30 protein-coding genes are annotated in these 25,854 nt (G+C 71.9%); 17 read left to right on the top strand and 13 right to left on the bottom strand.

Annotation, left to right across the window (positions count from 1 at the left end):
• Positions 1-15: 15 nt before the first annotated feature.
• From pcaDC to QWZ14_RS18325, 5 genes are all read left to right on the top strand, one after another.
• Entirely contained in the window at positions 16-1,167 is a 1,152-nt protein-coding gene (pcaDC, locus tag QWZ14_RS18345; protein WP_290318253.1) for a bifunctional 3-oxoadipate enol-lactonase/4-carboxymuconolactone decarboxylase PcaDC, read from the top strand.
• Positions 1,164-1,859 (top strand): protocatechuate 3,4-dioxygenase subunit beta, encoded by a 696-nt coding sequence (pcaH, locus tag QWZ14_RS18340; RefSeq protein WP_290318252.1) that lies wholly within the window; start codon positions 1,164-1,166, stop codon positions 1,857-1,859. Before pcaDC ends, pcaH begins: the two co-directional genes overlap by 4 nt.
• Positions 1,856-2,392, top strand: a complete 537-nt coding sequence (gene pcaG, locus QWZ14_RS18335) for a protocatechuate 3,4-dioxygenase subunit alpha (RefSeq protein ID WP_290318251.1) — start codon at positions 1,856-1,858, stop codon at positions 2,390-2,392. Before pcaH ends, pcaG begins: the two co-directional genes overlap by 4 nt.
• Positions 2,393-2,398: 6 nt before the next feature.
• Positions 2,399-3,745, top strand: a complete 1,347-nt coding sequence (gene pcaB, locus QWZ14_RS18330; RefSeq protein WP_290318249.1) for a 3-carboxy-cis,cis-muconate cycloisomerase — start codon at positions 2,399-2,401, stop codon at positions 3,743-3,745.
• 341 nt (positions 3,746-4,086) lie between these two features.
• Positions 4,087-4,689, top strand: a complete 603-nt coding sequence (locus QWZ14_RS18325) for a hypothetical protein (protein ID WP_290318248.1) — start codon at positions 4,087-4,089, stop codon at positions 4,687-4,689.
• A gap of 37 nt (positions 4,690-4,726) precedes the next feature.
• Here the strand turns inward: QWZ14_RS18325 and QWZ14_RS18320 are convergent, their stop codons facing one another.
• Genes QWZ14_RS18320 through QWZ14_RS18310 form a run of 3 tightly spaced genes read right to left on the bottom strand, consistent with a single transcriptional unit; the run spans position 4,727 to position 6,917 of the window.
• Positions 4,727-5,683, bottom strand: coding sequence for a Bug family tripartite tricarboxylate transporter substrate binding protein (locus QWZ14_RS18320; protein WP_290318247.1), 957 nt, complete (start codon positions 5,681-5,683; stop codon positions 4,727-4,729).
• Complete coding sequence (locus QWZ14_RS18315) at positions 5,680-6,486, bottom strand: SDR family NAD(P)-dependent oxidoreductase (protein ID WP_290318246.1); 807 nt, start codon at positions 6,484-6,486, stop codon at positions 5,680-5,682. Before QWZ14_RS18315 ends, QWZ14_RS18320 begins: the two co-directional genes overlap by 4 nt.
• 38 nt (positions 6,487-6,524) lie before the next feature.
• Entirely contained in the window at positions 6,525-6,917 is a 393-nt protein-coding gene (locus QWZ14_RS18310) for a hypothetical protein (RefSeq protein WP_290318245.1), read from the bottom strand.
• Between the two features lie 206 nt (positions 6,918-7,123).
• Between QWZ14_RS18310 and QWZ14_RS18305 the strand changes: the two genes are divergently transcribed.
• Entirely contained in the window at positions 7,124-7,324 is a 201-nt protein-coding gene (locus QWZ14_RS18305) for a hypothetical protein (RefSeq protein ID WP_290318244.1), read from the top strand.
• A gap of 237 nt (positions 7,325-7,561) precedes the next feature.
• Here QWZ14_RS18305 and QWZ14_RS18300 read toward each other — a convergent pair whose 3' ends face one another.
• Entirely contained in the window at positions 7,562-7,987 is a 426-nt protein-coding gene (locus QWZ14_RS18300; protein WP_290318243.1) for a response regulator, read from the bottom strand.
• Between the two features lie 227 nt (positions 7,988-8,214).
• Positions 8,215-9,009 carry a transglycosylase gene (locus tag QWZ14_RS18295; protein ID WP_290318242.1) on the bottom strand — a complete coding sequence of 265 codons (795 nt, stop codon included), beginning with the start codon at positions 9,007-9,009 and terminating at the stop codon, positions 8,215-8,217.
• 177 nt (positions 9,010-9,186) lie between these two features.
• Here QWZ14_RS18295 and QWZ14_RS18290 point away from each other — a divergent pair, with 177 nt between their 5' ends.
• Positions 9,187-10,176, top strand: a complete 990-nt coding sequence (locus tag QWZ14_RS18290) for a Bug family tripartite tricarboxylate transporter substrate binding protein (RefSeq protein WP_290318241.1) — start codon at positions 9,187-9,189, stop codon at positions 10,174-10,176.
• Positions 10,177-10,248: 72 nt separating this feature from the next.
• Positions 10,249-11,088: an NADPH-dependent oxidoreductase gene (locus QWZ14_RS18285; RefSeq protein ID WP_290318239.1), complete on the top strand. Its 840-nt coding sequence runs from the start codon at positions 10,249-10,251 to the stop codon at positions 11,086-11,088.
• 30 nt (positions 11,089-11,118) lie between these two features.
• On the opposite strand, the gene QWZ14_RS18280 is transcribed toward QWZ14_RS18285, so the two are convergent.
• Entirely contained in the window at positions 11,119-11,376 is a 258-nt protein-coding gene (locus QWZ14_RS18280) for a DUF3072 domain-containing protein (RefSeq protein ID WP_290318237.1), read from the bottom strand.
• Positions 11,377-11,566: 190 nt separating this feature from the next.
• On the opposite strand from QWZ14_RS18280, the gene QWZ14_RS18275 reads away from it, so the two are divergent.
• Together QWZ14_RS18275 and QWZ14_RS18270 are read left to right on the top strand one after the other, a co-directional pair.
• Positions 11,567-12,712, top strand: a complete 1,146-nt coding sequence (locus tag QWZ14_RS18275; RefSeq protein ID WP_290318236.1) for an extracellular catalytic domain type 1 short-chain-length polyhydroxyalkanoate depolymerase — start codon at positions 11,567-11,569, stop codon at positions 12,710-12,712.
• 57 nt (positions 12,713-12,769) lie between these two features.
• The gene (locus QWZ14_RS18270; protein WP_290318235.1) at positions 12,770-13,720 is read left to right on the top strand and encodes an aldo/keto reductase; all 951 of its coding nucleotides are present in this window, start codon (positions 12,770-12,772) and stop codon (positions 13,718-13,720) included.
• 3 nt (positions 13,721-13,723) lie between these two features.
• Here the strand turns inward: QWZ14_RS18270 and QWZ14_RS18265 are convergent, their stop codons facing one another.
• Positions 13,724-14,044 (bottom strand): hypothetical protein, encoded by a 321-nt coding sequence (locus QWZ14_RS18265; RefSeq protein WP_290318234.1) that lies wholly within the window; start codon positions 14,042-14,044, stop codon positions 13,724-13,726.
• A 164-nt stretch (positions 14,045-14,208) separates the two neighbouring features.
• Between QWZ14_RS18265 and QWZ14_RS18260 the strand changes: the two genes are divergently transcribed.
• The 3 genes from QWZ14_RS18260 (at position 14,209) to chrA (ending at position 16,936) form a co-directional block, all read left to right on the top strand.
• Positions 14,209-14,670, top strand: coding sequence for a hypothetical protein (locus tag QWZ14_RS18260; protein WP_290318233.1), 462 nt, complete (start codon positions 14,209-14,211; stop codon positions 14,668-14,670).
• A gap of 105 nt (positions 14,671-14,775) precedes the next feature.
• Complete coding sequence (locus QWZ14_RS18255; RefSeq protein ID WP_290318232.1) at positions 14,776-15,582, top strand: sulfurtransferase/chromate resistance protein; 807 nt, start codon at positions 14,776-14,778, stop codon at positions 15,580-15,582.
• 25 nt (positions 15,583-15,607) lie between these two features.
• A complete protein-coding gene (chrA, locus tag QWZ14_RS18250; RefSeq protein ID WP_290318231.1) occupies positions 15,608-16,936 on the top strand; it encodes a chromate efflux transporter in 1,329 nt (442 codons plus the stop codon).
• Here chrA and QWZ14_RS18245 read toward each other — a convergent pair.
• The 5 genes from QWZ14_RS18245 to QWZ14_RS18225 form a co-directional block, all read right to left on the bottom strand.
• The gene (locus QWZ14_RS18245) at positions 16,931-18,106 is read right to left on the bottom strand and encodes a BaiN/RdsA family NAD(P)/FAD-dependent oxidoreductase (RefSeq protein WP_290318230.1); all 1,176 of its coding nucleotides are present in this window, start codon (positions 18,104-18,106) and stop codon (positions 16,931-16,933) included. The genes chrA and QWZ14_RS18245 overlap by 6 nt on opposite strands.
• The gene (locus QWZ14_RS18240) at positions 18,103-18,276 is read right to left on the bottom strand and encodes a kelch repeat-containing protein (RefSeq protein ID WP_290318229.1); all 174 of its coding nucleotides are present in this window, start codon (positions 18,274-18,276) and stop codon (positions 18,103-18,105) included. The genes QWZ14_RS18245 and QWZ14_RS18240 overlap by 4 nt, the downstream gene beginning before the upstream one ends.
• Positions 18,277-19,212, bottom strand: a complete 936-nt coding sequence (locus tag QWZ14_RS18235; RefSeq protein ID WP_290318228.1) for a Kelch repeat-containing protein — start codon at positions 19,210-19,212, stop codon at positions 18,277-18,279.
• Between the two features lie 111 nt (positions 19,213-19,323).
• On the bottom strand, positions 19,324-19,683 hold the full coding sequence (locus tag QWZ14_RS18230) for a hypothetical protein (RefSeq protein ID WP_290318227.1): 360 nt from the start codon (positions 19,681-19,683) through the stop codon (positions 19,324-19,326).
• A 93-nt stretch (positions 19,684-19,776) separates the two neighbouring features.
• Entirely contained in the window at positions 19,777-20,856 is a 1,080-nt protein-coding gene (locus QWZ14_RS18225) for a DUF808 domain-containing protein (protein ID WP_290318226.1), read from the bottom strand.
• A 154-nt stretch (positions 20,857-21,010) separates the two neighbouring features.
• Between QWZ14_RS18225 and QWZ14_RS18220 the strand changes: the two genes are divergently transcribed.
• The 4 genes from QWZ14_RS18220 to QWZ14_RS18205 all read left to right on the top strand — a co-directional run bounded on the left by QWZ14_RS18220 (position 21,011) and on the right by QWZ14_RS18205 (position 25,463).
• Positions 21,011-22,318 (top strand): DUF2254 domain-containing protein, encoded by a 1,308-nt coding sequence (locus QWZ14_RS18220; RefSeq protein WP_290318225.1) that lies wholly within the window; start codon positions 21,011-21,013, stop codon positions 22,316-22,318.
• 58 nt (positions 22,319-22,376) lie between these two features.
• Positions 22,377-23,198: a sugar phosphate isomerase/epimerase family protein gene (locus QWZ14_RS18215; RefSeq protein ID WP_290318223.1), complete on the top strand. Its 822-nt coding sequence runs from the start codon at positions 22,377-22,379 to the stop codon at positions 23,196-23,198.
• On the top strand, positions 23,195-24,631 hold the full coding sequence (locus QWZ14_RS18210) for an enolase-like domain-containing protein (protein ID WP_290318222.1): 1,437 nt from the start codon (positions 23,195-23,197) through the stop codon (positions 24,629-24,631). The genes QWZ14_RS18215 and QWZ14_RS18210 overlap by 4 nt, the downstream gene beginning before the upstream one ends.
• A gap of 82 nt (positions 24,632-24,713) precedes the next feature.
• The gene (locus QWZ14_RS18205) at positions 24,714-25,463 is read left to right on the top strand and encodes an SDR family NAD(P)-dependent oxidoreductase (protein WP_290318221.1); all 750 of its coding nucleotides are present in this window, start codon (positions 24,714-24,716) and stop codon (positions 25,461-25,463) included.
• 60 nt (positions 25,464-25,523) lie between these two features.
• Here the strand turns inward: QWZ14_RS18205 and QWZ14_RS18200 are convergent, their stop codons facing one another.
• Positions 25,524-25,745: a hypothetical protein gene (locus tag QWZ14_RS18200; RefSeq protein WP_290318220.1), complete on the bottom strand. Its 222-nt coding sequence runs from the start codon at positions 25,743-25,745 to the stop codon at positions 25,524-25,526.
• Positions 25,746-25,854: the final 109 nt, after the last annotated feature.

Raw genomic sequence — 25,854 nt, 5'->3', positions numbered from 1 at the left:
GGAAGGGTCTGATCCATGTTCGTCCAGCTCGGCGATGTCGTCATCCATGCGGAGGTCTCCGGCCCGGAGTCCGGCGCACCAATCCTGTTGCTGCACAGCCTCGGCACCAACCTGCATATGTGGGACCCGCAGGCTACGGCGCTGGCGAAGCGCTACCGCGTCATCCGCATGGACATGCGCGGGCACGGGCTGAGCGAGGCGCCGGAGGGGCCCTACAGCATGGAGATGCTGGCGCGCGATGCGCTGGCGCTGCTGCATGCGCTCGGCATCCGTCAGGCGCATGTGGCGGGGGTCTCCATCGGCGGGCATATCGCAATGCGCATGGCGGCGCTGGCGCCCGAGGTGGTGCTGTCGCTGATGCCCTGCGACACCGCGCTGGATTTCGGCGGCGCGGCCAATTGGCAGGCGCGGATGGACACCGTGGCAGCGCAGGGCCTCGGCGCCATCGCCGACGCGACCATGGGCCGCTGGGTGCTGGACCAGTCGCTGGCCTCCTCCAAGGGGCTGCGGCGGATGCTGCTGGGCACCGACCCCAGGGGTTGGCTCGGCTGCGCCGCGGCACTGCGCGACACCAGCGGGCAGGAGATGGCGGGCAAGGTGAGATGCCCCACCACAGTCGTGGTTGGCGACCGCGATGAATCGACGCCGCCCGCCGCCGCCCAGGCGATCCACGCCGCCATCCCCGACAGCCGCATGGTCATCGTGGCCGAGGCCGCGCATATCCCGAATTTCGAGCGCGAGGATGCCTTCACCCGCGCCATCCTCGCCCACATGAAGCTGATGACGGCCCTGCCCGCCAACGTCGCCGAGGCCGGCATGGCGGTCCGCCGGCGCATCCTCGGCGAGGCGCATGTCGCCCGCTCCGAGGCGGCGCTGACCGCGATGGACGCGCCCTTCCGCGAGTTCATCCTCGAAGGTGTCTGGGGCCGGGTCTGGACCCGCCCGGGCCTGTCCTACCGCGATCGCAGCCTGCTCTGCCTCGGTATCCTTTCGGCGCTGGGGCATCACGAGGAATTCCGCCTGCATGTCCGCGCGACGGCCAATACCGGGGTGACGCCGGAGGAGATCGCCGAGGTGCTGCTGCAGGTCGCCGCCTATGGTGGCGTGCCGACGGCCAATACGGCGCTGCGCATCGCCAAGGAGACGCTGCGGGAGATGGAGGGATGAGCTTCCGCCCGCCCGCCCCCGGCACCCAGCCGCCCTATGACGCACCCGCCTATGGCAGCACCCACAAGCGCCACCCGAAGCAGGCCCTGCTGCGGATCGGCCAGACGCTGACCGAGACCAGCGCCCCGCGGATGACCGAGGCGCTGTACCCCGCCGCGGCCAACCTGGCCAAGGGCCCCGGCTGGGAAGCGCAAGGCGAGCGCATCATCGTCGCCGGGCGCGTGCTGGACGAGGACGGAAGGCCGCTGGTGGGCGCGATGGTCGAGGTCTGGCAGGCCAATGCCGCCGGCCGCTACAACCACGAACGCGACACCCACGACGCCCCGCTCGATGCGAACTTCAAGGGGGAGGGCCGGGTCTTCACCGATGCCGAGGGCTGGTACCGCTACACCACCATCCGCCCCGGCGCCTATCCCTGGCGCAACCACGCCAATGCCTGGCGGCCGGTGCATATCCACTACAGCCTGTTCGGCCAGGGCTTCGCCCAGCGGCTGATCACCCAGATGTACTTCCCCGGCGACCCGCTCCTGCCGCTCGACCCGATCTTCAACTGCATCCCGGATGCGGCGGCGCGGAACCGGCTGGTCGCCGCCTTCGACCTCGACGTGACCCAGCCGGACCACGCGCTGGGCTACCGCTTCGACATCGTGCTGCGCGGCCGCGACGCGACGCCGATGGAGAACACCCCATGAGCGCCACCTCGAGCCAGACGGCCGGCCCCTACTGGCACCTGATCGACTTCCCCGCCTGGGCCGACCTGCTGCGCGCCGGTGGCCCCAACGCCGGCATCGCCGGGGAGCGCATCACCCTGGTGGGCCGAATCACCGACGGCGACGGCGCCCCCTGCCCCGATGCCCTGGTGGAGATCTGGCAGGCCGACCCCGAAGGCCGCTACGACGCCGCCTTCCACGGCTTCGGCCGCTGCGCCACCGATGCCGCGGGCGGCTTCCGTTTCACCACGCTGAAGCCCGGCCCGGTGCGCGGCCAGGGCAACAGCTTCCAGGCGCCGCACGTGGCCCTATCCATCTTCGCCCGCGGCCTGCTGCAACAGCTCGTCACCCGGCTGTATTTCGCCGAGGAGCCGCTGAACGAGCAGGACCCCATCCTCGCGTCGGTGCCGCCCGCCCGCCGCGGCACGCTGATCGCCCGGCCGGAGGATGCCGGCACCTGGCGGCTCGACATCCGCCTCCAGGGCGACGACGAAACCGTATTTCTCGAGGTCTGATCCCGCATGCCCGTCAATCCCGCCGACAGCCCCGTCTTCGGCGCCCTCTACGGCACCGATGCCATGCGCGCCTGCATGGGGGAGATGGCCTATCTCCAGCGCATGCTGGACGTGGAGGCCGCCCTGGCCCGCGCCCAGGCCCGCCTCGGCATCGTCCCGCCCGCGGCCGCCCAGGCCATCACCGATGCGGCCCTGGCCGAGAAGCTGAACCTGCCGGCGCTCGCCGCCGCCACCCGCAACACCGGCTACCCCGTGGTCGGGCTGGTCCGCCAGCTCTCGCAGCTCGCCGGGCCGGACGCCGGGCGCTGGACCCATTGGGGCGCCACCACCCAGGACATCATGGATACCGCCGTGGTGCTGCAGGTGCGCGAGGGCCTGGCGCTCATCCGGGCGGAGCTGCTGGCGGTGAACGCTGGCTTCGCCCAGATGGCCCGCACCCACCGCGCCACCGTCATGGCCGGGCGCACCCACCTCCAGCATGCGCTGCCGGTCACCTTCGGCTACAAGGTCGCGGTCTGGCTCTCCCCCCTCCTCACCATGCTGGAGCGGCTGGACCAACTCCGCCCGCGGGTCGAGAAGCTGCAGTTCGGCGGCGCCGCCGGCACCCTTGCCTCGCTCGGCGACCAAGGGCTGGCGGTGCAGGATGCGCTGGCGAAGGAGCTCGGCCTCGCCTCCCCGGACATCCCCTGGCACGTCGCGCGCGACGGCATCGCCGAGGCGGTCGGCTTCCTCGGCCTGCTCTGCGGCGCGCTGTCCAAGATCGCCACCGACGTCATCCTGATGATGCAGACCGAGGTGGCGGAAGTGGCGGAGCCGCACCAGGAGGGTCGCGGCGGCTCCTCGACCATGCCGCAGAAGCGCAACCCGATCTCCTGCGAATACATCATCGCGCAAAGCCGCGGCGTGCACGCCCTGGTGCCGCAGATGCTGGCCGCCATGGCGCAGGACCAGGAACGCGGCACCGGGCCGTGGCAGACCGAACCGCTCGCGGTCGGCCAGGCCTTCCTGCTGGCGCATGGCGCCCTGGCCCAGGCCCGGGTGCTGGCCGAAGGGCTGACGGTGGATGTTGCCCGGATGCAGCGCAACCTCGACAGCACCGGCGGGCTGATCGTGGCGGAACAGGTGATGATGGGCCTGGCGCCGGCCCTCGGCCGGGGGGAGGCCCATCACGTCGTCAACCACGCCTGCGACCTGGCCCTGCAGCAGGGCGCGCCGTTGGCCCAGGTCCTGATGGCCGACCCGCAGGTCTCGGCACGTCTCTCGGCCGCCGAGGTGGCGCGGCTGACCGACCCTTCCGCCTATCTCGGCAGCACCCAGGCCTTCATCGACCGGGTGCTGGCGCGGCTGGGCTGACCCTGGACGACCGGCGCGACGCAGCCGACCCCGGCACGGGGTCGGCTTGGTGACTGGCGGGCGCTCGGTCCCATCGCCCAAGTACAAACCGCTGCAGCCATGTTGCGATCCTGCCGGGTCGCCGAATGGGAAAGCACGCGAAGGTTGATCACAGGCAACCATGTCATCGGTACTCGCGATGGCTGCTTTTGCCAGGAAGGTGATCGGCACCGGTTGGCTCTGACCAGACGGTTAAGCCTTCATCAACCCTGCTTGAGACTACAAACCTTGCTGGCATGTAAATCGCCTGATGCTACGGTCTTGGGTCAAGCTGGCGCTGCGGTTTCGTGGGAACATCGGTGATGGCAACGGCAATGGTGCGCGAAGGGCTCCGGTTCGGCCGCCTCGTGGTGTCTCACGAGGACACGCCCTATTTCTGGCGCGGGCGTTTCGCCCGGCGGCGCTGGAGCTGCGACTGCGACTGCGGCGGCAGCGCCACCGTACGCGAGGACCGGCTGAAGGCGGAAACCACGCTGAGCTGCGGCTGCTTGCGCGATGACGCCTCCCGCGAAAGGCAGTACCGCCACGGCGGCAAGTCCGGCGGCCGGGCGACACCGGAATACCAGGTATGGCAATCCCTGCTGCATCGCCAGCAGGAGGCCCCCGTCTGCCGCCGCTGGCAGGCCGCCAACGGGCGCGGCTACGCCGCGTTCCTGGCCGATGTCGGGCCGCGGCCGGATGCGGACCACCGCCTGGTCCGGCGCAATGCCGCCAGGGCCTATTCGCCCGGCAACTGCGCCTGGGAACATGCGCCGCCCCGGCGCGGCACGCCGCGGCACTTCGTCGAGTACCGCGGCCGGATGATGAGCCTCGGCGATGCCGCGGCCGCCACCGGCATCGACTACCGGCGGCTCTGCAAGCGCTTGGAGCGCGGCTGGCCGGCCGCCGAGGCGTTGCGCCCCTAAGGGCCCGTCGCGGGGCGCCGCCTCGGGCGGTTGGGGGTCAATCCGGCCTGATGCCGGCGGCCTTGACCACCGCGAACCAGGCCGCCGTTTCCCGCCCCAGCCGCGCCGCCACCGCCTCCGGCGGCGCGAAGGTGGCGAAGGTCCCGGCCTCCTGCGCCCGGCGGCGGACCTCGCCATCGGCCAGTACCGCCCGGACCTCGCGGGTCAGCCGCTCCAGCACCGGGGCCGGGGTCCGCGCCGGCGCATAGAGCGCGTACCAGACATTGATCGGCATGTCCTCGATCCCGGATTCCCGCAGGTTGGGCACATCGGGCAGGGCCGGATGCCGCTCCGGCCCGGTGGTGGCGATGGCGCGCAGCCGGCCGTCCCGGATGAAGCCGATCACCGGCGGCGGGCTGTTCATGTAGAACTGGATCCGCCCGGCGATCAGGTCGCTGACCGTCTCCCCGGTGCCGCGATAAGGCACGTGCACCAGGTCGATCCCGGTGCGCAGCTTCAGCAGCTCCGTCCCCAGGTGGTGCAGCGAGCCATTGCCGGCCGAGGCGTAGTTGAGCTGCCCCGGCCGCGCCTTGGCGTAGGTGACGAACTCGGCCAGCGTCCGCACCGGCAGCGAGGGATGGACCATCATCACCTGCGGCGTATCCGTCAGCAGGGCGATCGGGACGAAGTCCTTCTGCGGGTCGAGGTCGGCGATGCCCTCCACCGCCGGGCGCCCGGTCATCGTCCCGGAATAGCCCACCGTCAGCGTATGCCCGTCCGGCCGCGCCCGGGCGGTGGCCAGCAGCCCGATGCTGCCGTTGCCGCCCGCGCGGTTCTCCACCACCACCGGCTGGCCGAGGCGCTGGGCCAGCGGCTCGGCGATCAGCCGGGCGGAGAAGTCGGTGCCGCCGCCCGCCGGCGACGCGACGATGATGGTGACGGGGCGGCTGGGGTACTCCTGCGCCGCGGCTGGGGCGGCCAGCAGCACCAGCCCGGTCAGCGCCGCGCGGATCATCCGATGGGGCCGCTCGCGGTGAAGCCGCCGTCCACCACGATTTCGGTGGCGGTGATGAATTTGGCCTCGTCCGAGACGAGGAAGAGCACCGCATGGGCGATGTCCCAGCCGGTGCCCATGTGGCCCATGGGCACGCTGGCGTGGCGCTTGGCGATCAGCGCCTCGGCGTCGTTGGCGCCGAGCTGGCGGACCAGCCGGTGCTCGACCAGCGGCGTATGCATCAGCCCCGGCACCACCGTGTTGCAGCGGATGCCCTTGCGCGCATAGCCCATGGCGACCGACTTGGAGAAGGCGATGACCCCCGCCTTGCTGGCCGAATAGGCCGAATGCACCCGCCCCGTCGCCATGCGCAGCCCGGCCACCGAGGAGATGTTGACGATCGCGCCGCGGCCCTGCGCCTCCATGATGGGAAGCACGTATTTGCACCCGAGGAAGGGCGTCTTCAGGTTCAGGTCGATCTGCCGGTCCCAGACTTCCTCCGGCATGGTCGCGGGGTCGCCGGGATGCGATCCGCCGACGTTGTTCACCAGGATGTCGATCTGCCCGAAGCGCGCCAGGCAGGCGGCGACCGCGGCTTCGACCTGCTCGGCCAGCAGCATGTCGCAGGTATGGGTGACGCAGGTGCCGCCCTCGGCGGCGATCAACGCGGCGGTCTCGGCGACGGCCTCGGCGACGTTGTCGAGGGCGAAGACCGAGGCGCCCTGGCGCGCCAGCAGCACCGCGGTCGCCTTGCCGTTGCCCCAGCCCGGCCCGACCGAGCCCGCCCCGGTCACCAGCGCCACCTTGCCTGTCAGATCCAGCATTCTCGTTTCCCCCGTGTGCCGCCTGATCGGGTCCAGGGCTAGGCGGCGAAGCTCGAGCGTAGTTGGGCACCCCATCTCCCATCCAGGCAAGCCACCACCCAGAGCGAGCGGAACCGGCCCAGCACCGATCCATCGGCGCGGTAGCGGGTGAATTGCACGTCGAGATGCACCTTCTCCGGCCCGGCGCCCACCACGGTACGGAAGTCCCAGGCGCTGCGCGCCCAGCCCTCGCCGGCACGGCTGCGGAAGCCGTCCAGGGTATAGTCCTCCGGCCGCTGCCAGATCTGCAGCCGACCCTGGGTGAGGCGGTAATGCGGGAAATGCAGGGTTGCGGCCATGGCCGGCTGGTCGCCGGCGTTCAACGCCGCCATGAAGCGGTCGAGCACGGCGATGGCCGCCGCCTCGGGCGTCTCCGGCCTGGCCTCCAACATATGACGACCCTCCTTGCTTCCCGGGGGCCGGCCCTGGCCCCGCACCGAGGCCTATCGTGGGAGCATCGGGATCGCCCGGCAAACATGGGTGACGGCCCCTGTTCCGCGCCATCTGCCGGTGCCGGCGTCTTTCGTGATCGAAGACTGGTGAACCCACGCGTGCAACAGGCGCTGTGAACCCATCTCCACGCTGAAAGAGGATTGTGATGCTGGCTTCCCTGCGTCTTTTGCTGCTGCCCGCCCTGGTGATCGCGGGCTTGGGTCTGGCTGCCTGCGAGCGCCAAGGACCGGCCGAGCGGGCTGGCCGTAGCCTGGACCGGGCGGGCGAGAACCTGCGCGATACCGTCGACCCGCCGAAGGGCCCGGTCGAGCGGCTGGGGCGTTCGGTGGATCGCGCCGTCAACTAGTGGCCACCGGCCGGGTTGCTTCATCCCTCCGGGAGGAGCAGCCCGATGCCGGGAAGCATCCGACGTCTGCGGCCGACTGCGAAACCAGATTGCCCGCAACGGTCAGCACCGTATCGGTGGGACGGTTGAGGTCTTCAGGGCTTACGCGGGGTAGGAGCCTCTGTACCACGAGGGCTCCGGATCGAGGTCCAATCCGCCATGCGGGTCGCCCATCCAGAGCCTGATCATGCAAATCGTTCAGGCATGGTTCGCGGCATGCGACGAACGCTGCTTCGGCACCACTGGCCGCTCCACTTTCTCAAGAAGCTCATGGATCACCACCGCGGCCAGGGTCGGGGTGAAGGGTTTCGCCAGGAACCGCGCGCCCTCGACCTGCTGATGCGCCTCGGCCCGGCTGTAGCGGCCTGAAGCGTAGATCACCGGAAGGCGCGGCCGTATGACCCGGGCGGCCTTGGCCAGGGCGAAGCCATCTGCCTCTCCAGGAAGGTTGATGTCGCTCAACATCAATTCGATATCAGGTCGATCGCAAAGTAGCGATAACGCATTCCTGGCATCTTCGGCCTCGAGAATTTCAAACCCGAGTTCGCTGAGGGCATCAACCAGGGTTAGTCTTACGAGGAAATCATCTTCGACAATCAGTAATACAGGCCGGTGACTGTGCATGGTCAAGGTTCCTTACCCCTGATGACCAAGCCCCGACGCGGATCAGCGTTGCCCCGTCCGCTGTGACGTCCACGTTACATGCCGAATAACTTCGGGAACAGACACCCTGGGGTCGTGCCCTCCACGCCCAGGGTAACCTGCGGGGCTCGTCTCCCAGCCCCGTGTGGTCGCGGGCCGTCCGGCTCCGGCCCCACCCCGGGCTCCGGATGGCGGCGCGTCCTCCCCCGTTAAGGGGTGGGATCCCGCATCTCCGCCACCTCGAGCAAGGCGAGGCCGTTGCGGCGCGCCTGCACCGTCTCGGCATCGCTGCACCCGCCGGTCCGCAGCAGCCCCGATCCCGGCGCGGTGACCTCGAGCTTGGCGCGCACCCGGCACATGACCCGCTGGGTACTCGCGGCAGACCCGCCGTGCCAGCGCCGCAGCGCTTCATCCCAGGTGCCGGTCTCCATGTACCAGCGCCGCAGGATTCCCCCGGCCCAGTCGGTCGAGCGGACCGGGTCCAACGGCCAGTCGGACCCGCGGGCATGCACCTGGGCATTGACCTGCACGCAGCCCGCCATGACGGACCGCCCCGTCCCCGCCTGGCGCAGCAGCTGCCGGGCGGCCGCGAGGTCCTCCGGGTAATGGGCCCGGCCGCCGATGCTGAGCGCATGCGCATGCAGCCCGCTCTCGGACAGGGCGATCGCCACCAGCAGCCCAGGCGGCAGGCCATGCACCTGCTCCGCCCGGCGGGCGGCGGCGAGGCAGGCAGCCCGCGGCGAGCCCTGGTCCCGCGCCAGTTCGGCGGGCGGCCGCGGGGCCGGCAACAGCTCCATCGGGGCATCCGGCAACCGCGGCGCTGGGGCGGATGCGGCCGGGCGCCGCGTCGCCGCGCTATCCTGCGGCGCCGCCGCGGCCTTGCCGGAGAGGGCCGACAGGAGGAGGCCGGTCGCCAGCAGACCAGCGAAGAAGGCCCGCGCCGCCATTGCGGTGCAGGTGGTGTCCCCCGAAGGGAGGGCGCCCCGCGCGATGCGCGGGAACACCGCTGAGGGTCGCCGGAAGTTGCCTGCCGGCGTGCCGTTCGCGGATGTCATGCTCACGCGTTAGCATGGGCCGGAATAATGGCGCAACATCCTGTGATCTGCGGTCAGGGGTGGTTGCAGCCCTGCGCCTGCCCCATTTGCCGGGTAACGGCGTCCCTTGCCGGGAGATACCGTTGGATGAAGCCCCTGCCGCGCCGCGTGTTTCTGGCAAGCCTGCCCGCTCTCGCCGGAGCCGTGCCGGCATCCGCGCAGGCAGCCTATCCGGACCGGCCGGTGACGCTGGTGGTGCCCTTCTCGGCCGGCGGCGCCGCCGACATAGCCGCCCGGGTCCTCGCCGCGCATGTGCCGCGCCACCTGCCGAATCCGCAGGCCAGCCTAGTGGTGGACAACCGCACCGGCGCCTCCGGCGCGGTCGGCACCGGCTTGGTCGCGCGGGCCCGGCCGGATGGGCAGATGCTGCTGCTGGCCCGGGTCGCTTCCTCCGCCATCCTGCCGGCGACCGACCCGCGCACCCCGTATGCCTGGGACGAATTCAGCATGCTCGGCCTGCTGGACGAGAATCCCTTCGTCGTCTGCGTCCGGGCCGATGCGCCCTGGGCCAGCCTGGCCGAGTTGAGCACCGCCCTCCGCGACGGTCCGGGGCGGCTGAACTTCGCCACCACCGGCCCGGCCACCATCCTCGACCTCGGGGTGCGGCACATGTTCGCCAGCCTCGGCCTGCCGATCGATGCCGGGGTCGCCATCCCCTTCCGCGGCGGCGGCGAGGCGGTCATGGCCCTGCTCGGCGGCCAGGCGCATTTCATCGGCAACAACCTCAGCGACATGCTGGGCGCCATCAAGGGTGGCCAGCTCCGGGCCCTGGTGGTCGGCACGGCGGAACGCCTGGCGGCCCTGCCCGGCGTGCCGACGGCGCGCGAGGCGGAGGTGGAGCCGCTGGCGCGGATCAGCGGCTGGAATGCGCTCTTCGGTCCCGCCGGGCTGTCCGACAGCGTGACCGAGGCTTGGTCGACGGCCTTGGCGAAGCTGCGGCAGGATGCCGCCTGGGTCGCCGCCACCCGCCAGGTCGGCTCCATCCCGCGGCTGCTGGGTCCGGCCGAGACGCTGGACTATGTCCGGGCGCAGGTGATGCTCTACCGCGACTTGGCGAAGCGGCTGGGGCTGGTCTGAGCGAGCTGGTCGGCGAATTGCGGGTCCATCCGGGATTGCACTAGCCTGGGCTCCACTCCGGAGACGCCGCCCATGGACAGCCTGACCCCCGTCACTCTCAGCAAGACCGAGGCGCTGGCCGCGCGCTACGGCACCGCCGAGATCCCCCCCGCGGGCCCCTGGAACCCGATCATCGCCAGCCTGCTGGACCACCGCTCGGTCCGCGGCTACCGGCCCGATGCACCGCCCGAGGGAACGCTGGAGACACTGGTCGCCGCCGCCTCCTCGGCCGCCACCTCTTCCAACCTGCAGACCTGGTCGGTGATCTCGGTGCGGGACCCGGCCAAGCTGGCGGTGCTGGCCGAGATCGCCGGCGGCCAGAAGCACATCCAGCAATGCCCGATCTTCCTGGTATGGCTGGCCGACGTCTCCCGCAACGAACGCCTGGGCCAGGACGAGGGGACCGTCCTGGAGGGCATGCCCTATCTGGAGACCTTCCTCGTCGCCGCCATCGATGCGGCGCTGGCCTCGCAGAACGCGGTGGTCGCGGCGGAGTCCCTCGGCCTCTCGACCGTCTATATCGGGGCGCTGCGCAACGACGTGGTTCGGGTGGCCGAAACCCTCGGCCTGCCGCCCGGCGTGGTCGGAGTCTTCGGCCTATGCGTCGGCTATGCCGCCGACGCGGCCAAGGCCGAGGTGAAGCCGCGCCTGCCGCAGGCCACCGTGCTCCACCACGACACCTACGACCACGGCGCCGAACCGGCGCAGCGGGCCGCCTATGACGTACTGATGAACGACTTCTCGCGGCGGAACGAGATGGCGGCCGATACCTGGACCGCCCGGGTCATCAACCGCATCGGCACGATGAAGGCGCTGCGCGGACGGGACCGCCTGTCGGCGGCGATCCGCTCGCTCGGCTTCCCGCTGCGGTAGCGGCGGAGGCGCCGCCACCGCAGCGGCAGGTCACCGGCCGCGGCCGGTCTGGGCCTGCAGCTCGTCGATCCGGCGCGAGGCATCGGCCTTGTTGAGCGACGGATCGAATTCCTCGCCGGCTTCCTCGGACAGCGTCTTCAGGTAGCTGGCCTGGGCGCCGGTCATGCGCTCCTCGCCCGTGGTCCAGTCATCGGGATCCTTGATGGTGTTGGAGCCCGGCTCGGGATCGCGCTTCGGGTTCTCCGGCGCCTCGGCGTCGGGGGGCTGGTTCGCGGGGGTCTTGGCCATGGCAGGGATCCTCGTTGGAGATGTTCCCTTAACGTTCATGGTGGCATGACGTTTCCCGGCCCCCGATTATTTCCCGCAGAGCGCCCATTCAAGGCTTATGCTGCACTGCAGCGAAACCCCGAGGGCCTTGGCACGCTGGAGGAGAGCGCCGTGGAGGCTCTCCGCGCGCACCCTTTGAAAGGACGCTGCCTTGAACCAGATCCGCAGCCGCCTCGCCGACCTCGTCCGCCAGCAGCGTGAACGGATGAATGCCACCGCAACCGGCATGGGCGGCGGCATGGGCGATGGCGCGCTCACCGAGCTCATCGATTTCGGCGCCAATCCCGGCGCCCTCCGCATGCTGGCCTGCCTGCCGCCGGGCCTGCCCCGCGGCGCGCCGCTGGTGGTGGCGCTGCATGGCTGCACCCAGACCGCGGCCGGCTATGCCCAGGGCAGCGGCTGGGGCCGGCTGGCCGCCGAAGGCCAGTTCGCCGTGCTGCTGCCCGAGCAGCGCCAGGCCAACAATCCGAACCGCTGCTTCAACTGGTTCGAGCCGGGCGATACCCGCCGTGGCCAGGGCGAGGTGGCCTCGGTCCATGCCGCCATCCTCCACCTCATCGCCAGCCATGGGATCGACCCCGGCCGGGTCTTCGTCACCGGGCTGTCGGCCGGCGGCGGCATGGCCTCCAGCCTGCTCGCCACCTACCCGGAGGTCTTCGCCGCCGGCGCCATCATCGCCGGCCTGCCGCATGGCGCCGCGACCAGCATGCCCGAGGCCTTTGAGGCCATGGGCACCGGCCGGCCGCGCCCGGCCGCCGACTGGGCCGCGCTGGTGCGCGCCGCCTCGCCGCACCAGGGGCCATGGCCGCGGGTCTCGGTCTGGCAGGGCGATGCCGATACCACCGTCCGCCCGGCCAATGCCGAGCAGATCCTGCGGCAATGGGCGGCGCTGCATGGCACCAGCGGCACGCCGGAGGAATCCGGCAGCGGCGCCCGCCGCAGCATGGTCTGGCGCGGCCGGGATGGCGCGGTGGTGCTGGAACATCACGCCATCGCCGGCATGTCGCATGGCGTGCCGGTCGACCCGGCGGTGCTGGGCCAGGCCGGGCCGTATTTCCTGCCGGTCGGCGTCGCCTCGACGCTTGAGATCGCCGGCTTCTTCGGCCTGCCGGTGACCGTGCCGGCAGCCGCCACGGCGGGCAGGGCCAGCACCATCGACCAGGACGGCAACCCGGTGCCGAAGGCGGAGACGGAAGCCGATGACGGCTTCGCTTTGGGCGGGATCAAGCTGACCAGCATCGATCCCGGCGGGGTCATCCGCAAGGCGCTGACCGCGGCGGGGCTGATCAAGAGCTGAGATTGCCGGGGCGCCCGGGCTGCCGCATCCTCCCGCCACACCAGCGGGAGACGGGTCATGGAACAGCGCAGCCTGGGGCGGTCCGGCATCTCGGTCCCGCCCTTGATGTTCGGCGGCAATGTCTTCGGCTGGACCCTGGACAAACCCGCCTCCCACCGGATGCTTGACCGGCTGGTCGAGGTCGGGCTGAACGCCATCGATACGGCGGATGTCTACTCCTACTGGGTACCCGGCCACATGGGCGGCGAGAGCGAGACCATCATCGGCGAATGGCTGGCCGCGCGCGGCAACCGCTCCAAGGTGATGATCGCCACCAAGGTCGGCATGAAGATGGGCTCGGGCGAGCAGGGCCTCTCCCGCGCCTGGATCATGAAGGAAGTGGATGCCAGCCTGGCGCGGCTGCAGACCGACGTCATCGACCTCTACCAGGCGCACAAGGACGATGCCGATACCCCGCTCGAGGAGACGCTCGGCGCCTTCGCCGATCTCATCAAGGCCGGCAAGGTGCGCGCCATCGGCGCCTCCAACTACAGCGCGCCGCGGCTGAAGCTCGCGCTCGAGACCAGCGCGAAGCTCGGCCTGCCGCGCTACGAGACGCTGCAGCCGCTCTACAACCTCATGGACCGCAAGGTCTTCGAGGACGAGCTCGCCGCGCTCTGCCGGGCGGAGGGGATCGGGGTGATCAACTTCTATGCGCTCGCCTCCGGCTTCCTCAGCGGCAAGTACCGCTCGGAGGCCGACTTCGGCAAAAGCAAGCGCGGCCCCAGCATGGCGAAGTACCTCAACCCGCGCGGCCTCGCGGTGGTGGATGCGCTGGCGGCGGTGGCCGGGGAGGCGGGCGCGACCTCGGCCCAGGTCGCCATCGCCTGGCTGCTGGCCAAGCCCGCCGTCACCGCCCCCATCGCCAGCGCCACCAGCCTCGAGCAGCTCGACGACCTGGTGAAGGCGGCGAGCCTGAGGCTCAGCGCCGCCCAGGTCGCGGCGCTGGACGCGGCCAGCGCCGAGTAAGGCTCAGCCCTTCCCGGTCATCTTCGCGAAGACGGCACGGTCCCGGTTCTCCTGCATCAGCATGCGGAAGCCCGGGATCGTGTCGAGGCCGAGGCCGAGCGGCACGCCGGTCTCGGTATCCTCGGTGACCTTCGCGTAATTCTCGCCGGTGAATTTCTCCCATTTGCCGGCCGGCTTCTTGACCTCGATGTGCACGACGGTCGCCTTCAGGACCATGCGCACGATGGCCTCCTTCGGCGAGGACGGCTTGGTCAGGCTCGGCATGCCGGCGATCATCACCCAGCCATTGGTCATGGCCCAGGCGGTCAGTTCTTCCTTGGTCATCCGGCGCACTCCCTGCTGCGGGATGCAGCCATAGGCCGGATCGGCCGCCGCCGCACCAGGGGCCGCGGCTTCCGCGGAACGTGACGCGAGGCACTTTCCCTTGAATAGTCCCCCCACCCGTTCCGCGCATAAAGCTCCGGCGCATTCACCGGAGAGTTTTCATCATGGGACTGGCCTACCACGGCACGCCCTGCGCGCTGATCCTGGCGCTCGTGCTGGCGGGCTGCGGCAACAACGAGCCGACGCTGGACCAGCACGCTCGCGCGCCGGCCCAAGGGTCTAACCAAGTGTCGAGCCTGGTGCAGCCGGAGCCGGCCAGTCGCTTCGATGGCCGCTGGATCGGCCGGTTCACCCTCGGCAGCAGCTCCGCCCGCGGCTGCGCCGGCACGCACCGGCGGGGCATGGTGGTGCAGAACGGCGTTGCCGCCGTCACCGACGACCGCTCCCGCAACAGCACCGCGACCGGCGAGATCCAGCCTGATGGCCGGGTCATGCTGCGCGCCTCGAACAGCGAGGCGACGCTGCTGTACGGGCGGTTCGCCGGCGGCAGCTTCACCGGCATCATGGAAGCGGGCGGAGCCGGGCGGCGCTGCCACTATGCCATCGAGATGACCAGGCGGAGTTGACAACGAAGCCCGGCCACGGCTGACTGGGGCCCTGGGGTCCGGCCGCGATCACCCCACGAGGCTTCGGCCCAAGCATCGCGTCCAGCTCTCCCGGAGTGGACGCCCATGCCCAGCATTACCCCCGCCCAGCTTGCCCGCCGCATCGGCCTGCCGGATGCCCCTTGCCTCATCGATGTCCGCACCGCCGCGGATGTCGCCGCCGACCCGCGCAGCCTGCCCGGGTCCCTCCGGCGGGACTTCGCCGAGGTTGCCGACTGGGCCGGTGAATGCGTCGGCCGGGCCGCCGTCGTCTTCTGCCAGCGCGGGCTGAAGCTCAGCGAGGGCACCGCCGCCTGGCTGCGCCATGCCGGCGCCGCGGCGGAGACGCTGGAGGGCGGCTTCGAGGCTTGGCGCGACGGCGGCGGGATGCTGCTGCGCCCGGACCACCTGCCGCCGCGCGATGCGCTGGGCCGCACCCACTGGGTCACCCGGGCGCGGCCCAAGGTGGACCGCATCGCCTGCCCCTGGCTGATCCGCCGCTTCGTCGATCCCGGCGCGGTCTTCCTGTTCGTGGCGCCGGCCGAGACCCTGGCGGTCGCCGAGCGCTTCGGCGCCACGCCCTTCGACGTGGACGACACCTTCTGGAGCCATCGCGGCGAGCGCTGCACCTTCGACGTGATGCTGGAGGAATTCGGCCTGCGCTCCCCGGCGCTGGACCGGCTGGCGCTGATCGTGCGGGCGGCCGATACCGCGCGGCCGGAGTTGGCGCCGGAGGCGGCAGGGCTGCTGGCCGCCTCGCTCGGCCTGTCCCGGATGTATCGGGACGACCTGGCGCAGCTCGAGGCGGGGATGGGCCTCTATGACGCCTTCCATCGCTGGGCGCGGGATGCGACGGCCGAGACCCATAACTGGCCGGCGGGAAAGCCGGCATGATGCGGCACATGATGGATTCCCCGCGATGACGGCCATGCCGCCCAGCTTCCCCACGCTTGCCCAGGCGCTGCGCGTCTGGTTCCGCATCGGCTGCCTGTCCTTCGGCGGCCCGGCCGGGCAGATCGCCCTGCTGCACCGGGAGGTGGTGGATGAGCGCCACTGGATCTCCGACACGCGCTTCCTGCATGCGCTGAACTTCTGCACCCTGCTGCCGGGGCCGGAGGCGCAGCAGCTCGCCACCTACCTCGGCTGGCTGATGCATGGGGTGCGCGGCGGGCTCGCCGCCGGGCTGCTGTTCATCCTCCCCGGCGCGCTGGTCATGCTGGCGCTGTCGGCGATCTACGTGGCCTTCGGCGCGGTGCCGCTGATCGCGGCGCTGTTCTTCGGACTGAAATGCGCCGTGCTGGTGCTGGTGGTGGAAGCCCTGCTGCGGGTGGCGCGGCGGGCGCTGAAGGGGCGCATCGCCTGGGCGCTGGCGGCGGCGGCCTTCGTCGCGCTGTTCCTCTTCGCCCTGCCCTTCCCGGTGGTGGTGCTGGGCGCGGCGCTGGTCGGGCTGGCCTTCCCGGCGGCCTTCGCCGGGGGTGGGCATGGCAAGGCGAAATCCGGCCCGCCGGCGCTGCTGGATGCGCTGCTGCTGGCCGATCCCGGGCGCATCGACCGGATGGGCGGCGCGGCGCGGCGGGCGGGGCTGATCGCGCTGGCGATGTGGGTCTGGCCGGTGGTGCTGCTGATGGACCAGGGCGGGCTGTTCGGCGACCTCGCCTGGTTCTTCTCCAAGATGGCCGTCGTCACCTTCGGCGGCGCCTATGCGGTGCTGGCCTATGTCGCGCAGGAGGCGGTGGAGCATTACCGCTGGCTCACCGCGGGGCAGATGCTGACCGGCCTCGGCCTGGCGGAGACGACGCCGGGGCCGCTCATCCTGGTGCTGCAATTCGTCGGCTACCTCGCCGGCCATGCCTGGGGCGGCCTGTGGGGCGGGGTGCTGGGCTCGGCGGTGACGCTGTATGTGACCTTCGCGCCCTGCTTCGCGCTGATCTTCCTCGGCGCGCCCTATGTGGAGCGGCTGCATGACGCACCGCGGCTGAAGGGGGCGCTGGCCGGGGTCACCGCGGCGGTGGTCGGGGTGATCGCCAATCTGGCGGTCTGGTTCGGCCTGCGGGTGCTGTTCGGGGAGGTGCGGGCGGTGCCCTTCGGGCCGATGGTGCTGGAGGTGCCGGTGGCCGCCAGCCTCGACCCGGTGGCGCTCGGGCTGGCGGTGCTGGCGGCGGTCTGCCTGTTCCGGCTGAAGCTCGGCGTGGTGCGGACCCTGGCGGTGGCGGCGGTGGCGGGGCTGGTGGTGAAGAGCCTGCTATAGCGCCTCGCCCGCCACCCAGCCGCTGGCCCAGGCCCATTGGAAATTGTAGCCGCCGAGCCAGCCGGTGACGTCCACCGCCTCCCCCACCGCGAACAGCCCGGGCACCGCCTTGGCCTCCAGGCTGCGGGAGGAGAGGGCATCGGTATCGATGCCGCCGAGGGTGACCTCGGCCTTGGCATAGCCCTCGGTCCCGGCGGGCAGCAGCTCCCAGCGCTTGAGCTGGGCGGCCAGCGCATCCAGCGCGCGGTCGGGCAGGTCGGCCATGCGGGGCAGCGGCAGGTGCGCCTCGGCCATGGCCTGGGCCAGGCGCTGCGGCAGCAGCTCGGCGAGGATGGTCTTGGGTTCGGCCTTGGGGCGGGCGCGCTTGCGTTCGCGCAGCACCGTGGCGGCGTCGAGGCCGGGCAGAAGGTCGAGGGCGATCGGCGTGCCCTCCTGCCAATAGGAGGAGATCTGCAGGATGGCGGGGCCGGAGAGGCCGCGGTGGGTGAAGAGCATCGCCTCGGGGAAGGCGCGCTTGCCGCAGCGGGCGATGGCCGGCAGGGCGACGCCGGAGAGCCCGCGCATGAGCTCGAGCGGGGCGCCCTGGAAGGTGAAGGGCACCAGCCCGGGGCGCGGCGCGACCAGGGGCAGGGAGAAGCGGCGGGCGATCTCATGCGCCAGGCCCGTCGCGCCCATCTTCGGGATGGAGAGGCCGCCGGTGGCCAGCACCAGCGCCGGGGCGGTGAAGGCGCCGGACTGGGTGGTGACGCGGAAGCCGTCGGGCTTCTCCACCGCCGAGATGCGCTGGCCGCAGCGGAGGTCGACGCCCACGGCCTCGGCCTCGGCCAGCAGCATGGCGACGATGGCCCGCGCCGAGCCGTCGCAGAAGAGCTGGCCCAGCGTCTTCTCATGGAAGGGGATGCCGTGCTTCCGCACCATCCCGATGAAGTCGTGCTGGGTGTAGCGGGACAGCGCCGACTTGGCGAAATGCGGGTTGGCCGAGACGAAGCGATCCGGCGCGCAATGCAGGTTGGTGAAATTGCAGCGGCCGCCGCCGGAGATGAGGATCTTCTTCCCCGGCTCCTCCGCGTGGTCGAGCAGCAGCACCCGGCGGCCACGGCGGCCGGCGCTGATGGCGGCCATCAGCCCGGCGGCGCCGGCGCCGAGGATGATCGCGTCGAACTGGGTCACGCCAGGGTAAACGCCTCATGCACCGAGGACTGCACGCCGCCGCCGAGCACCGCGCCGCCGCCGGCGACGTAGACCCAGTCATCGATCGAGACGGCGGCGACGGCGTGGCGCGGGGTCGGCATCGGCGCGTGCTGCTGCCAGGTGTCGGCGGCGGGGTCGTAGCTTTCCATCTAGCCGAAGACCCTGGCCTGGCGCGGCACCCCGCCCTCCAGCGAGCCGCCCTCCCCGCCCATGGCGAAGAAGCGGCCGCGGTAGGCGACCAGCCCGTGCCCGGACCGCGCGGTCGGCAGCGGCGCGCGCAGCTCCCAGGTGTCGCGGGTGGGCAGGTACACGTGGTGCATATCGGTGTTGTACTCGAAGGTGTTGAAGCGGCCGCCGATGACGTGGATCCGGCCCTCATGCGCCATGACCCCGACGTGGTCGCGGGCGGCGGGCAGCGCCTTGCGGGTGCTCCACTGGTCGGCCTGGGGGTCGTAGACCTCGTGCCAGCCGACGCTGGCGCGTTCCATGGTCGGGGCGCCGGCGCCGCCGATCAGGTGGATGCGGCCGTCGAGCGAGACGGCGGCGGCGGCGCCGCGCGGGCGGGGCAGCGGGCGGATGTTGGTCCAGCGGTCGGCGGCGGGGTCCCAGGCATAGGCGCGCTCGTCGGGGTTGCGGTTCTGCTCGATGAAGCCGCCGAAGGCATAGACGCGGCCGGCATGGGCCACGACGGCGACGTGGTTGGCGCCGCGCGGCAGGGTGGCGCCGATCAGCCAGCGGTCGGCGGCGGGGTCGTAGATGTGGTGGTAGCCGCGGTCGACCCGGCCTTCGCCATAGCCGCCGACGACGTGCATCCGGCCGTCGAGGGCGGTGGCCCAGGCCATTTCGCTACGCGGGATGGGCAGGGCGGCGCGCGGGGCCCAGCGGCCGGGCGGGCCGGCGGGGGCGGTGCTGGCGGTGAAGCGCTGGGCTTCCTGCTCCGCCGTCAGGTGGTGTGGGGTGCCCCCCTGCAGGCGGTGGTAGGCATCCGCCGCCGGGGACGCCGGCTGAAGCGCCGGGTGGGCCTGCTGGGCCCGGGCAGTCGGGGCCAGCAGGGCGGCGGCGGCGATCAGGTGGCGACGATGCATCGAGGGCTCCGGGCCGGTCTGACCCTGTTCTATGGATGGGCCGGACGGGCCGAGCTGGGAGTTCCCTGCCACCGAAGCCCCGGGATAACGACACTGGCGGGACTCCGGCCCTTATAGCCGCGCCGCCCAGGAGAGGAACACCAGCAACCCCGCCACCCCGGCGACAGCATGCGTCGCCAGCAGGAGTTCCGCCTTCGCCGGCGCCCGCCGTCCCCAGAGCCGGGCGACCAGCCCGAGGAACATGGCCGCGGCAAGCAGACCGCCCGCCCAGGGACCCGCGGCACCCGCCGGCAGCACCAGCCCGGCCGGCGTCCAGTGCAGCAGCACGAAGAGCGACTCGATCCCGGCCGCCCCGAGCAGCAGGTGCAGGATGATGAGCAGCGGTTTCCGGACCCGGCCGAGGTACAGGATGCCGAGGATCACACCCAGCGCCACCGTCGCCGCCAGCAGTCCTGTCGCCAGCCTGGTCATCGGGCTTCCTCCGCAGGCGCCGTGCGGCCTGTGCCGGAGGCAGGCTGGCCAAGTCGGAACCCTGGCGCAAGCCGTCGTCGCGGCCGGCTGCCGTCAGTCCGGCTGGGGCACTGACACCGGCCGCGACCGGCGCGGCAACAGGGACTTCACCCAGCGCGCCACCGGCACGAGCACGCCCTGCGCCAGCGGGATCACCGCCGCCCCCACCGCCAGCCCGATCAGCCCGGACAACACCGCGGTCACCAGCCATCCGGCGGCACCGGCGACGGCCGGCAGCGCCGCCGCGGCCCAGGCCGCCGCGTCATGCACCCAATGCCCGGGCGCGGTGACGCCGAACTCCTCCAGCCCGTGCAGGATGATCCCGCCGCCGACCCAGAGCATGGCCGCCGTCCCGACGATGCCCAGCAGCCGCAGGAAATGCGGCATCCCGACCACCAGGCCGCGGCCGAGGCCCTGGGTGACCGGCCGCAGCATCCGGTCGGCGCCCGAGACCGGGGCCGCGGCCGCCACCTCCCGCAGCCCGAGCAGGCTGGAGGCCGGATGCGGATTGCCGGCCAGCGCCACGCCGAGGTCGTCCGCCTTCACGATCAGCGCCACCGCGCCATAGACCAGCAGCGTGATGCCGATGCCGACCACCGCCAGGATCGCCGCCTGGGTGACCACGGAGCTCGCCGGCAGGGTCGCCAGGGTCAGCGCCATGATCTCGGCCGACAGGATGAAATCGGTCTGGATGGCGCTGGAAACACGCTGCTGCTCCAGCGCCTGCGGGTCCGGCGGGGCGATGCCGACCTTGGCCTCATGCTTCGCCGCCGGGCCGGGCCAAAGGGCGTGAAGCACCTTCTCCGCCCCTTCGTAGCAGAGGTAGGCGCCGCCCAGCATCAGCAGGGGCGTGATGGTCCAGGGCGCGAAGGCACTCAGCAACAGGGCCCCGGGGAGCAGGAACAGCAGCTTGTTCTTCACCGAGCCGAGGGCGATCCGCGCCACGATCGGCACTTCCCGCGCCGCGGCGAAGCCGGTGACGTAGCGCGGCGTCACCGCCGCATCGTCGATGACCACGCCGAGCGCCTTGGTGCCGGCCTTGCCGGCCTGGCCCACGACATCGTCGAGCGAGGCCGCTGCCACCTTGGCCAGGGCCGCCACGTCATCCAGCAATGCGATCAACCCGGTGCTCACGGAATTCTCCTGGGGGATAGCGGCCGCTAATCTGCGACCGGACCGCTGCGTGAACAACCGGCGCGGCATTTGGTTCGATGCCGGAGCAGGGCGGACACCGGGACCGACCGGCCGCGCCCGCGTTGGGGTCCCACCGCCACCGGATCGGAGCGTCATGTCCGCACGCCTGCGCAAGCTGTTCAACGACCTCGCCGAGACCTTCTGGCTGCTGCCCGGGCTTCTGGTGCTGGCCGGCATCGGTGGAGCGCTCGGCTTGGTCATGCTCGACCGGCGCGGGCTGGTCGGGGCCGGGTTGCTCGACAGCGGCTGGCTCTATGATGGCGGCGCGACCGGTGCCCGCACCCTGCTCGGCGCCGTCGCCTCCTCCACCATCGGCGTCGCCGGCACGGTCTTCTCCATCACCATCGCCGCCCTGTCGCTGGCGGCCGGGCAGATGGGCCCGCGCCTGCTGCGCAACTTCACCAGGGACCGCAGCAACCAGGTTACGCTGGGGGCATTTCTCGGCACCTTCTGCTACGCGCTGGTGGTGCTGCGCAGCGTCCGCACCGAAAGCGAGGGCGCCTTCATCCCGCATCTCGCGCTGAGCGTGAGCATCCTGCTGGCCTTTCTCTGCGTCGGCCTGCTGGTCTTCTTCGTCGGCCACATGGCCGGGCGGATCAACGTCGATACGGTGATCGAGCTTGTCGCCGACGACGTGCGCGAGACGGTCGGCCGGCTGGCCCGGCCCGAGCCCGCCCCGCCCCCGCCGCCGCCGGGCTTCTGGCGGGACGCCACGCCGGTCACCGACCCGCGGCGCGGCTACCTGCAGCATCTGGACGAGACCGGCCTGGCCGACTGGGCGGCGGCGAAGGGTACCGCGATCCGGCTGCTGGTCCGGCCGGGCGATCACGTCTTCCCCGGCGCGCCCATCGCGCTGGTGACCCGGCCGGTGGCCGGCGTCGCCGCGGCGATCCGCCGGGCCACCGCCCTCGGCCCGCAGCGGACCAGCACCGACGACCTGGAGTACGCGGTGCGGCAGTTGGTCGAGGTGGCGGTCCGCGCCCTGTCCCCCGGCATCAACGACCCGCATACCGCCATCAGCGTGCTCGACCGGCTGGCCACCGCGCTGTGCGAGCTGGCACCGCTGCACCTGCCGGGGGGCACCCAGTGGCGGGAGGAGCGGGTCGCCCTGGCGGTGCCCCCCTTCGACTACGACGGGCTGGCGGATGCCATGTTCCATCTCATCCGCCAGAGCGCCGCCGGCAATGCCGCCGTGCTGATCCATCTGCTCGGGACGCTGGCGGCCGTGCTGAGCGTGGAGGGCGACCCGGAGCGTCGGGCGACGTTGCGGCGCCACGCCGGCCTGGTGCTGGAGGACGCCGAGCGCAGCATCGCCAACCCGGCCGACCTCGGCGACCTGCGACGGCAGCACCTTGCCGTGCCGCGGCGGGACGAAGATGCCGCACCACGGCGGGACGATTGACCGCGCTGGACGCAGCCTGCCGTTCCGCGCAGCCTGCGCTCCTGGCGGAGACCCGATCATGCGATTTGCCCTCTGCAACGAGGTGGTGCGCGACCTGTCCTTCCCGGCCCAATGCGCCCTGGCGTCCAGCCTCGGCTATGCCGGGCTGGAGGTCGCCCCCTTCACCCTGGATGCCGAGGCGCCGCACCTGCTCCCGGCCAGCCGCCGGGCCGGCTTCCGCCGCGCCGCCGCCGAAGCCGGGACGTCGATCACCGGCCTGCACTGGCTGCTGATCGCCCCCGCCGGCCTCTCCATCACCAGCGCCGACCCGGCGGTGCGCGCCCGGACGCTCGAGGTGATCGAGCGGCTGATCGGCCTCGCCGCCGACCTCGGCGCCCAATATCTCGTCCATGGCTCGCCGGCCCAGCGCCAGGTCGTGACCGATGGCGATGCCGGCCGCGCCGAGGCCACCATGGCGCGGATCGCCGCATGGTCCGCCGCCGCCGGCGTCACCTATTGCCTGGAGCCGCTGGCGGCGCGGGAGACCAACTGGGCCACCACGGTGGCGGAGGCGGTCGCCATCATCGACCGCATCGGCAACCCGGCGCTGCGCACCATGCTGGATGTCTGCGCCGCCGGAAACGGCGAGGCCGAGGCGGTCACCGCCCTGCTCGACCGCTGGCTGCCGACCGGCCGCCTCGCCCATATCCACCTGAACGACCGCAACCGCCGCGCCCCGGGCCAGGGCAGCGACCGCTTCGCCCCCATCCTCGCCACCCTGCGCCGGCACGGCTACGCCGGGGTCTGCGGCGTCGAGCCCTTCGAGTATCTCCCCGACGGCCCCGGCAGCGCCGCCTTCGCCGCCGGGTACCTCCGGGGCGCGCTGGAGGCCGCCGCATGACCGCGCCCCGCTTCGCCATCACCGCCATCGAATGCCGCGAGTGGCCCTTCACCCTGCGGCTGCCCTTCCGCTTCGGCGTCATCACCGTGACGCAGGGCCGCCAGGCCGTGGTGCGGGTCCGCATCCGCGACGAGTCCGGCGGCGAGGGCTGGGGCGTCGCCGCAGAGACGCTGGCCGCCAAATGGTTCGACAAGGACCCGACGCTGACCGATGCCGACAACGAGCACCAGCTCCGCCGGTCGATCGAACTGGCCGGCGCGGCCTCCCTGGCCGCCGGCCCGAACACCGGCTTCGGTCATTTCGCCGATACCTACGCGGCCCAGGTCGCCGCCTGCGGGCGGGAGGCGCTGAACCCGCTGGTGGCCAGCTACGGCCGCGCCTTGGTGGACCGCGCCGCGCTGGATGCCTTGCTGAAGCTGCGGGGCGCCAGCCTCTTTGCCGGCATGCGGGGCAATATCGGCGGCATGGCGCCGCATGCCATCATCCCCGACCTTGCCGGATTCGACTTCCCGGCGCTCCTCGCCGGGCTGAAGCCCGCCGCCCGGATCGCCGCCCGCCATACCGTCGGCCTGGTGGACCCGATCACCGCCGCCGACCAGACCGATCGCGTCGGCGACGGCCTGCCGGAGACGCTGGAGGAGGTCGCCGCCACCTATGGCCACAGCTTCTGGAAGCTGAAGGTCATGGGCGATGTCGCGCAGGACGTGGACCGGCTCTGCCGCATCGCCGCGGTCATCGACAGCATGGCGACCTACCATGTCTCGCTCGACGGCAACGAGCAGTACGAGGATGCGGAAGGCGCCGCCGCGCTCTGGCGGGCGATGAAGGCCGAGCCGCGGCTGGCCCGGCTGTGCGCCTCGGTCCTCTACATCGAGCAGCCGGTGAAGCGGGCCCGCGCGCTCAAGACCAGCATGCGCGCCCTGGCCCGCGAGCGCCCCGTCATCATCGACGAGAGCGACGGCGCGCTGGATGCCTTCGTCACCGCCCGCGCGCTGGCCTATACCGGCGTCTCCTCCAAGGCCTGCAAGGGCGTCTGGCGCTCCCTGATCAACCGGGCCCGCTGCGAGGCCTGGAATGCCGCCGACGAGGAGGTGGACCACTTCATGTCCGGCGAGGACCTGACGACGCTGGCCGGCGTCTGCGTGCAACAGGACCTGGCCCTCGTGGCGCTGCTGGGCCTGACGCATGTCGAGCGCAACGGCCACCACTTCGTCGATGGCTTCGCCGGCCGCCCCAAGGCGGAGGCGATGCGCTTTCTGGAAGCCCATCCCGGCCTCTATGCCGATACGCCGCGCGGTCCGCGGCTGGCGATCAAGGCCGGCCAGCTGAACCTGGCAGGCCTCAGGGTTCCCGGCCTCGGCGCCACGGAGGAGCCCGACTACGCGGCGATGCAGCCGATGCCCAGGGCCGCCTGGCCACGCCCCGGGGACTGACCCCGCGGCGCGGGGCGGGTCTTGCTGTTCCACGACGCCTCGGCCAGCCTGGACGCCGAGGCAGGGGACGGGGGCTTTCGGCATGTTCGAGTTCAAGGGCAGACGCGTCATCGTGTGCGGCGGCAGCCGCGGCATCGGCCGGTCGATCGCACTGGGCTTCGCCCGGGCCGGCGCCGCGGTGTCCATCTGCGCCCGCAGCGCCGGCCCGCTGGCGGCCGCCGAGGCGGAGCTTGCCGCCTTCGGCAACAGGGCTCATTCCGCGTCCTGCAACCTGGGCGACGGTCCCGCGGTGAAGGCCTATGTGACTGAGGCGGCCGCGGCGCTGGGCGGCGTCGACATCCTGGTGAACAACGCCAGCGGCTTCGGTGCACCGGACACCGAGGAGGGCTGGGAGAAGGGGCTCTCGGTCGACGTCATGGCGACGGTGCGGGCCACCCATGCCGCCCTGCCCTTCCTGGAGGCCTGCGGCAGCGGCAGCATCATCAACGTCTCCTCCATCTCGGGCTACCGGCCCTCGCTGCGGACGCCGGCCTATGCCGCGGTGAAGGCGCTGCTGATCAACTACACCCAGTCCCAGGCGGCGATGTACGCGCCGAAGGGCATCCGGGTGAATGCGGTGGCGCCGGGCTCGATCGAGTTCCCCGGCGGGTCCTGGGAGGCGCGGAAGGCCTCCGACCCGGCGCTCTATGGCCGCATCCTCGAGGGCATCCCCTTCGGCCGGCTGGGCACGCCGGAGGAGGTGGCGAATGTCGCGCTCTTCCTGGCCAGCCCGCTGGCGGGCTGGGTCACCGGGCAGACGGTGGTGGTGGATGGCGGCCAGCTGCTGAGCTGAGGCGCCGCCCGCCGCTGGCCAGGCGGGAGCCTGGCCAGACCTGGGCCGCGGAGGCGGCGATCAGTTGCAGCCATTGGCCTCGCCGCCGGGCGGGATGGCATAGATGCCGGTCTGGCCGGCGCTGCCGCGCCCCGGCGACGTCCGGACGATCAGCGGTTCGTCGCCTTTCGTGCCGGCGATGACCGGCATGCCGGCCGAGGTGGCCGGGCATCCCGCGCCGGCGCGCTCCCGGGCGGCGGTCGAGAGCGGGTCGGCCGCCGAACCGGCCACGCTGCCCTCCATCGGGCTCCTGCCGGTCGCGCAGCCTGCCAGCGCGACGGTCGCCGCAAGGATGGCCAGGGCGGAACGAATCTTTATCGCATTTCCCCCCGTGCGGATCCCCCGGGTTGTC

Source organism: Paeniroseomonas aquatica, assembly GCF_030409335.1.
GTDB lineage: Bacteria > Pseudomonadota > Alphaproteobacteria > Acetobacterales > Acetobacteraceae > Belnapia > Belnapia aquatica.
This window is presented reverse-complemented; position numbering and strand designations above follow the sequence as displayed.

Excerpts from the sequence above, each read along its gene's own strand:
- pcaDC (WP_290318253.1), top strand. The coding sequence starts at position 16 with ATGTTCGTCCAGCTCGGCGATGTCGTCATCCATGCGGAGGTCTCCGGC.
- pcaH (WP_290318252.1), top strand. The coding sequence starts at position 1,164 with ATGAGCTTCCGCCCGCCCGCCCCCGGCACCCAGCCGCCCTATGACGCA.
- pcaG (WP_290318251.1), top strand. The coding sequence starts at position 1,856 with ATGAGCGCCACCTCGAGCCAGACGGCCGGCCCCTACTGGCACCTGATC.
- pcaB (WP_290318249.1), top strand. The coding sequence starts at position 2,399 with ATGCCCGTCAATCCCGCCGACAGCCCCGTCTTCGGCGCCCTCTACGGC.
- QWZ14_RS18325 (WP_290318248.1), top strand. The coding sequence starts at position 4,087 with ATGGCAACGGCAATGGTGCGCGAAGGGCTCCGGTTCGGCCGCCTCGTG.
- QWZ14_RS18320 (WP_290318247.1), bottom strand. The coding sequence starts at position 5,683 with ATGATCCGCGCGGCGCTGACCGGGCTGGTGCTGCTGGCCGCCCCAGCC.
- QWZ14_RS18315 (WP_290318246.1), bottom strand. The coding sequence starts at position 6,486 with ATGCTGGATCTGACAGGCAAGGTGGCGCTGGTGACCGGGGCGGGCTCG.
- QWZ14_RS18310 (WP_290318245.1), bottom strand. The coding sequence starts at position 6,917 with ATGTTGGAGGCCAGGCCGGAGACGCCCGAGGCGGCGGCCATCGCCGTG.
- QWZ14_RS18305 (WP_290318244.1), top strand. The coding sequence starts at position 7,124 with ATGCTGGCTTCCCTGCGTCTTTTGCTGCTGCCCGCCCTGGTGATCGCG.
- QWZ14_RS18300 (WP_290318243.1), bottom strand. The coding sequence starts at position 7,987 with ATGCACAGTCACCGGCCTGTATTACTGATTGTCGAAGATGATTTCCTC.
- QWZ14_RS18290 (WP_290318241.1), top strand. The coding sequence starts at position 9,187 with ATGAAGCCCCTGCCGCGCCGCGTGTTTCTGGCAAGCCTGCCCGCTCTC.
- QWZ14_RS18285 (WP_290318239.1), top strand. The coding sequence starts at position 10,249 with ATGGACAGCCTGACCCCCGTCACTCTCAGCAAGACCGAGGCGCTGGCC.
- QWZ14_RS18280 (WP_290318237.1), bottom strand. The coding sequence starts at position 11,376 with ATGGCCAAGACCCCCGCGAACCAGCCCCCCGACGCCGAGGCGCCGGAG.
- QWZ14_RS18270 (WP_290318235.1), top strand. The coding sequence starts at position 12,770 with ATGGAACAGCGCAGCCTGGGGCGGTCCGGCATCTCGGTCCCGCCCTTG.
- QWZ14_RS18265 (WP_290318234.1), bottom strand. The coding sequence starts at position 14,044 with ATGACCAAGGAAGAACTGACCGCCTGGGCCATGACCAATGGCTGGGTG.
- QWZ14_RS18260 (WP_290318233.1), top strand. The coding sequence starts at position 14,209 with ATGGGACTGGCCTACCACGGCACGCCCTGCGCGCTGATCCTGGCGCTC.
- QWZ14_RS18255 (WP_290318232.1), top strand. The coding sequence starts at position 14,776 with ATGCCCAGCATTACCCCCGCCCAGCTTGCCCGCCGCATCGGCCTGCCG.
- chrA (WP_290318231.1), top strand. The coding sequence starts at position 15,608 with ATGACGGCCATGCCGCCCAGCTTCCCCACGCTTGCCCAGGCGCTGCGC.
- QWZ14_RS18240 (WP_290318229.1), bottom strand. The coding sequence starts at position 18,276 with ATGGAAAGCTACGACCCCGCCGCCGACACCTGGCAGCAGCACGCGCCG.
- QWZ14_RS18235 (WP_290318228.1), bottom strand. The coding sequence starts at position 19,212 with ATGCATCGTCGCCACCTGATCGCCGCCGCCGCCCTGCTGGCCCCGACT.
- QWZ14_RS18230 (WP_290318227.1), bottom strand. The coding sequence starts at position 19,683 with ATGACCAGGCTGGCGACAGGACTGCTGGCGGCGACGGTGGCGCTGGGT.
- QWZ14_RS18220 (WP_290318225.1), top strand. The coding sequence starts at position 21,011 with ATGTCCGCACGCCTGCGCAAGCTGTTCAACGACCTCGCCGAGACCTTC.
- QWZ14_RS18215 (WP_290318223.1), top strand. The coding sequence starts at position 22,377 with ATGCGATTTGCCCTCTGCAACGAGGTGGTGCGCGACCTGTCCTTCCCG.
- QWZ14_RS18210 (WP_290318222.1), top strand. The coding sequence starts at position 23,195 with ATGACCGCGCCCCGCTTCGCCATCACCGCCATCGAATGCCGCGAGTGG.
- QWZ14_RS18205 (WP_290318221.1), top strand. The coding sequence starts at position 24,714 with ATGTTCGAGTTCAAGGGCAGACGCGTCATCGTGTGCGGCGGCAGCCGC.
- QWZ14_RS18200 (WP_290318220.1), bottom strand. The coding sequence starts at position 25,745 with ATGGAGGGCAGCGTGGCCGGTTCGGCGGCCGACCCGCTCTCGACCGCC.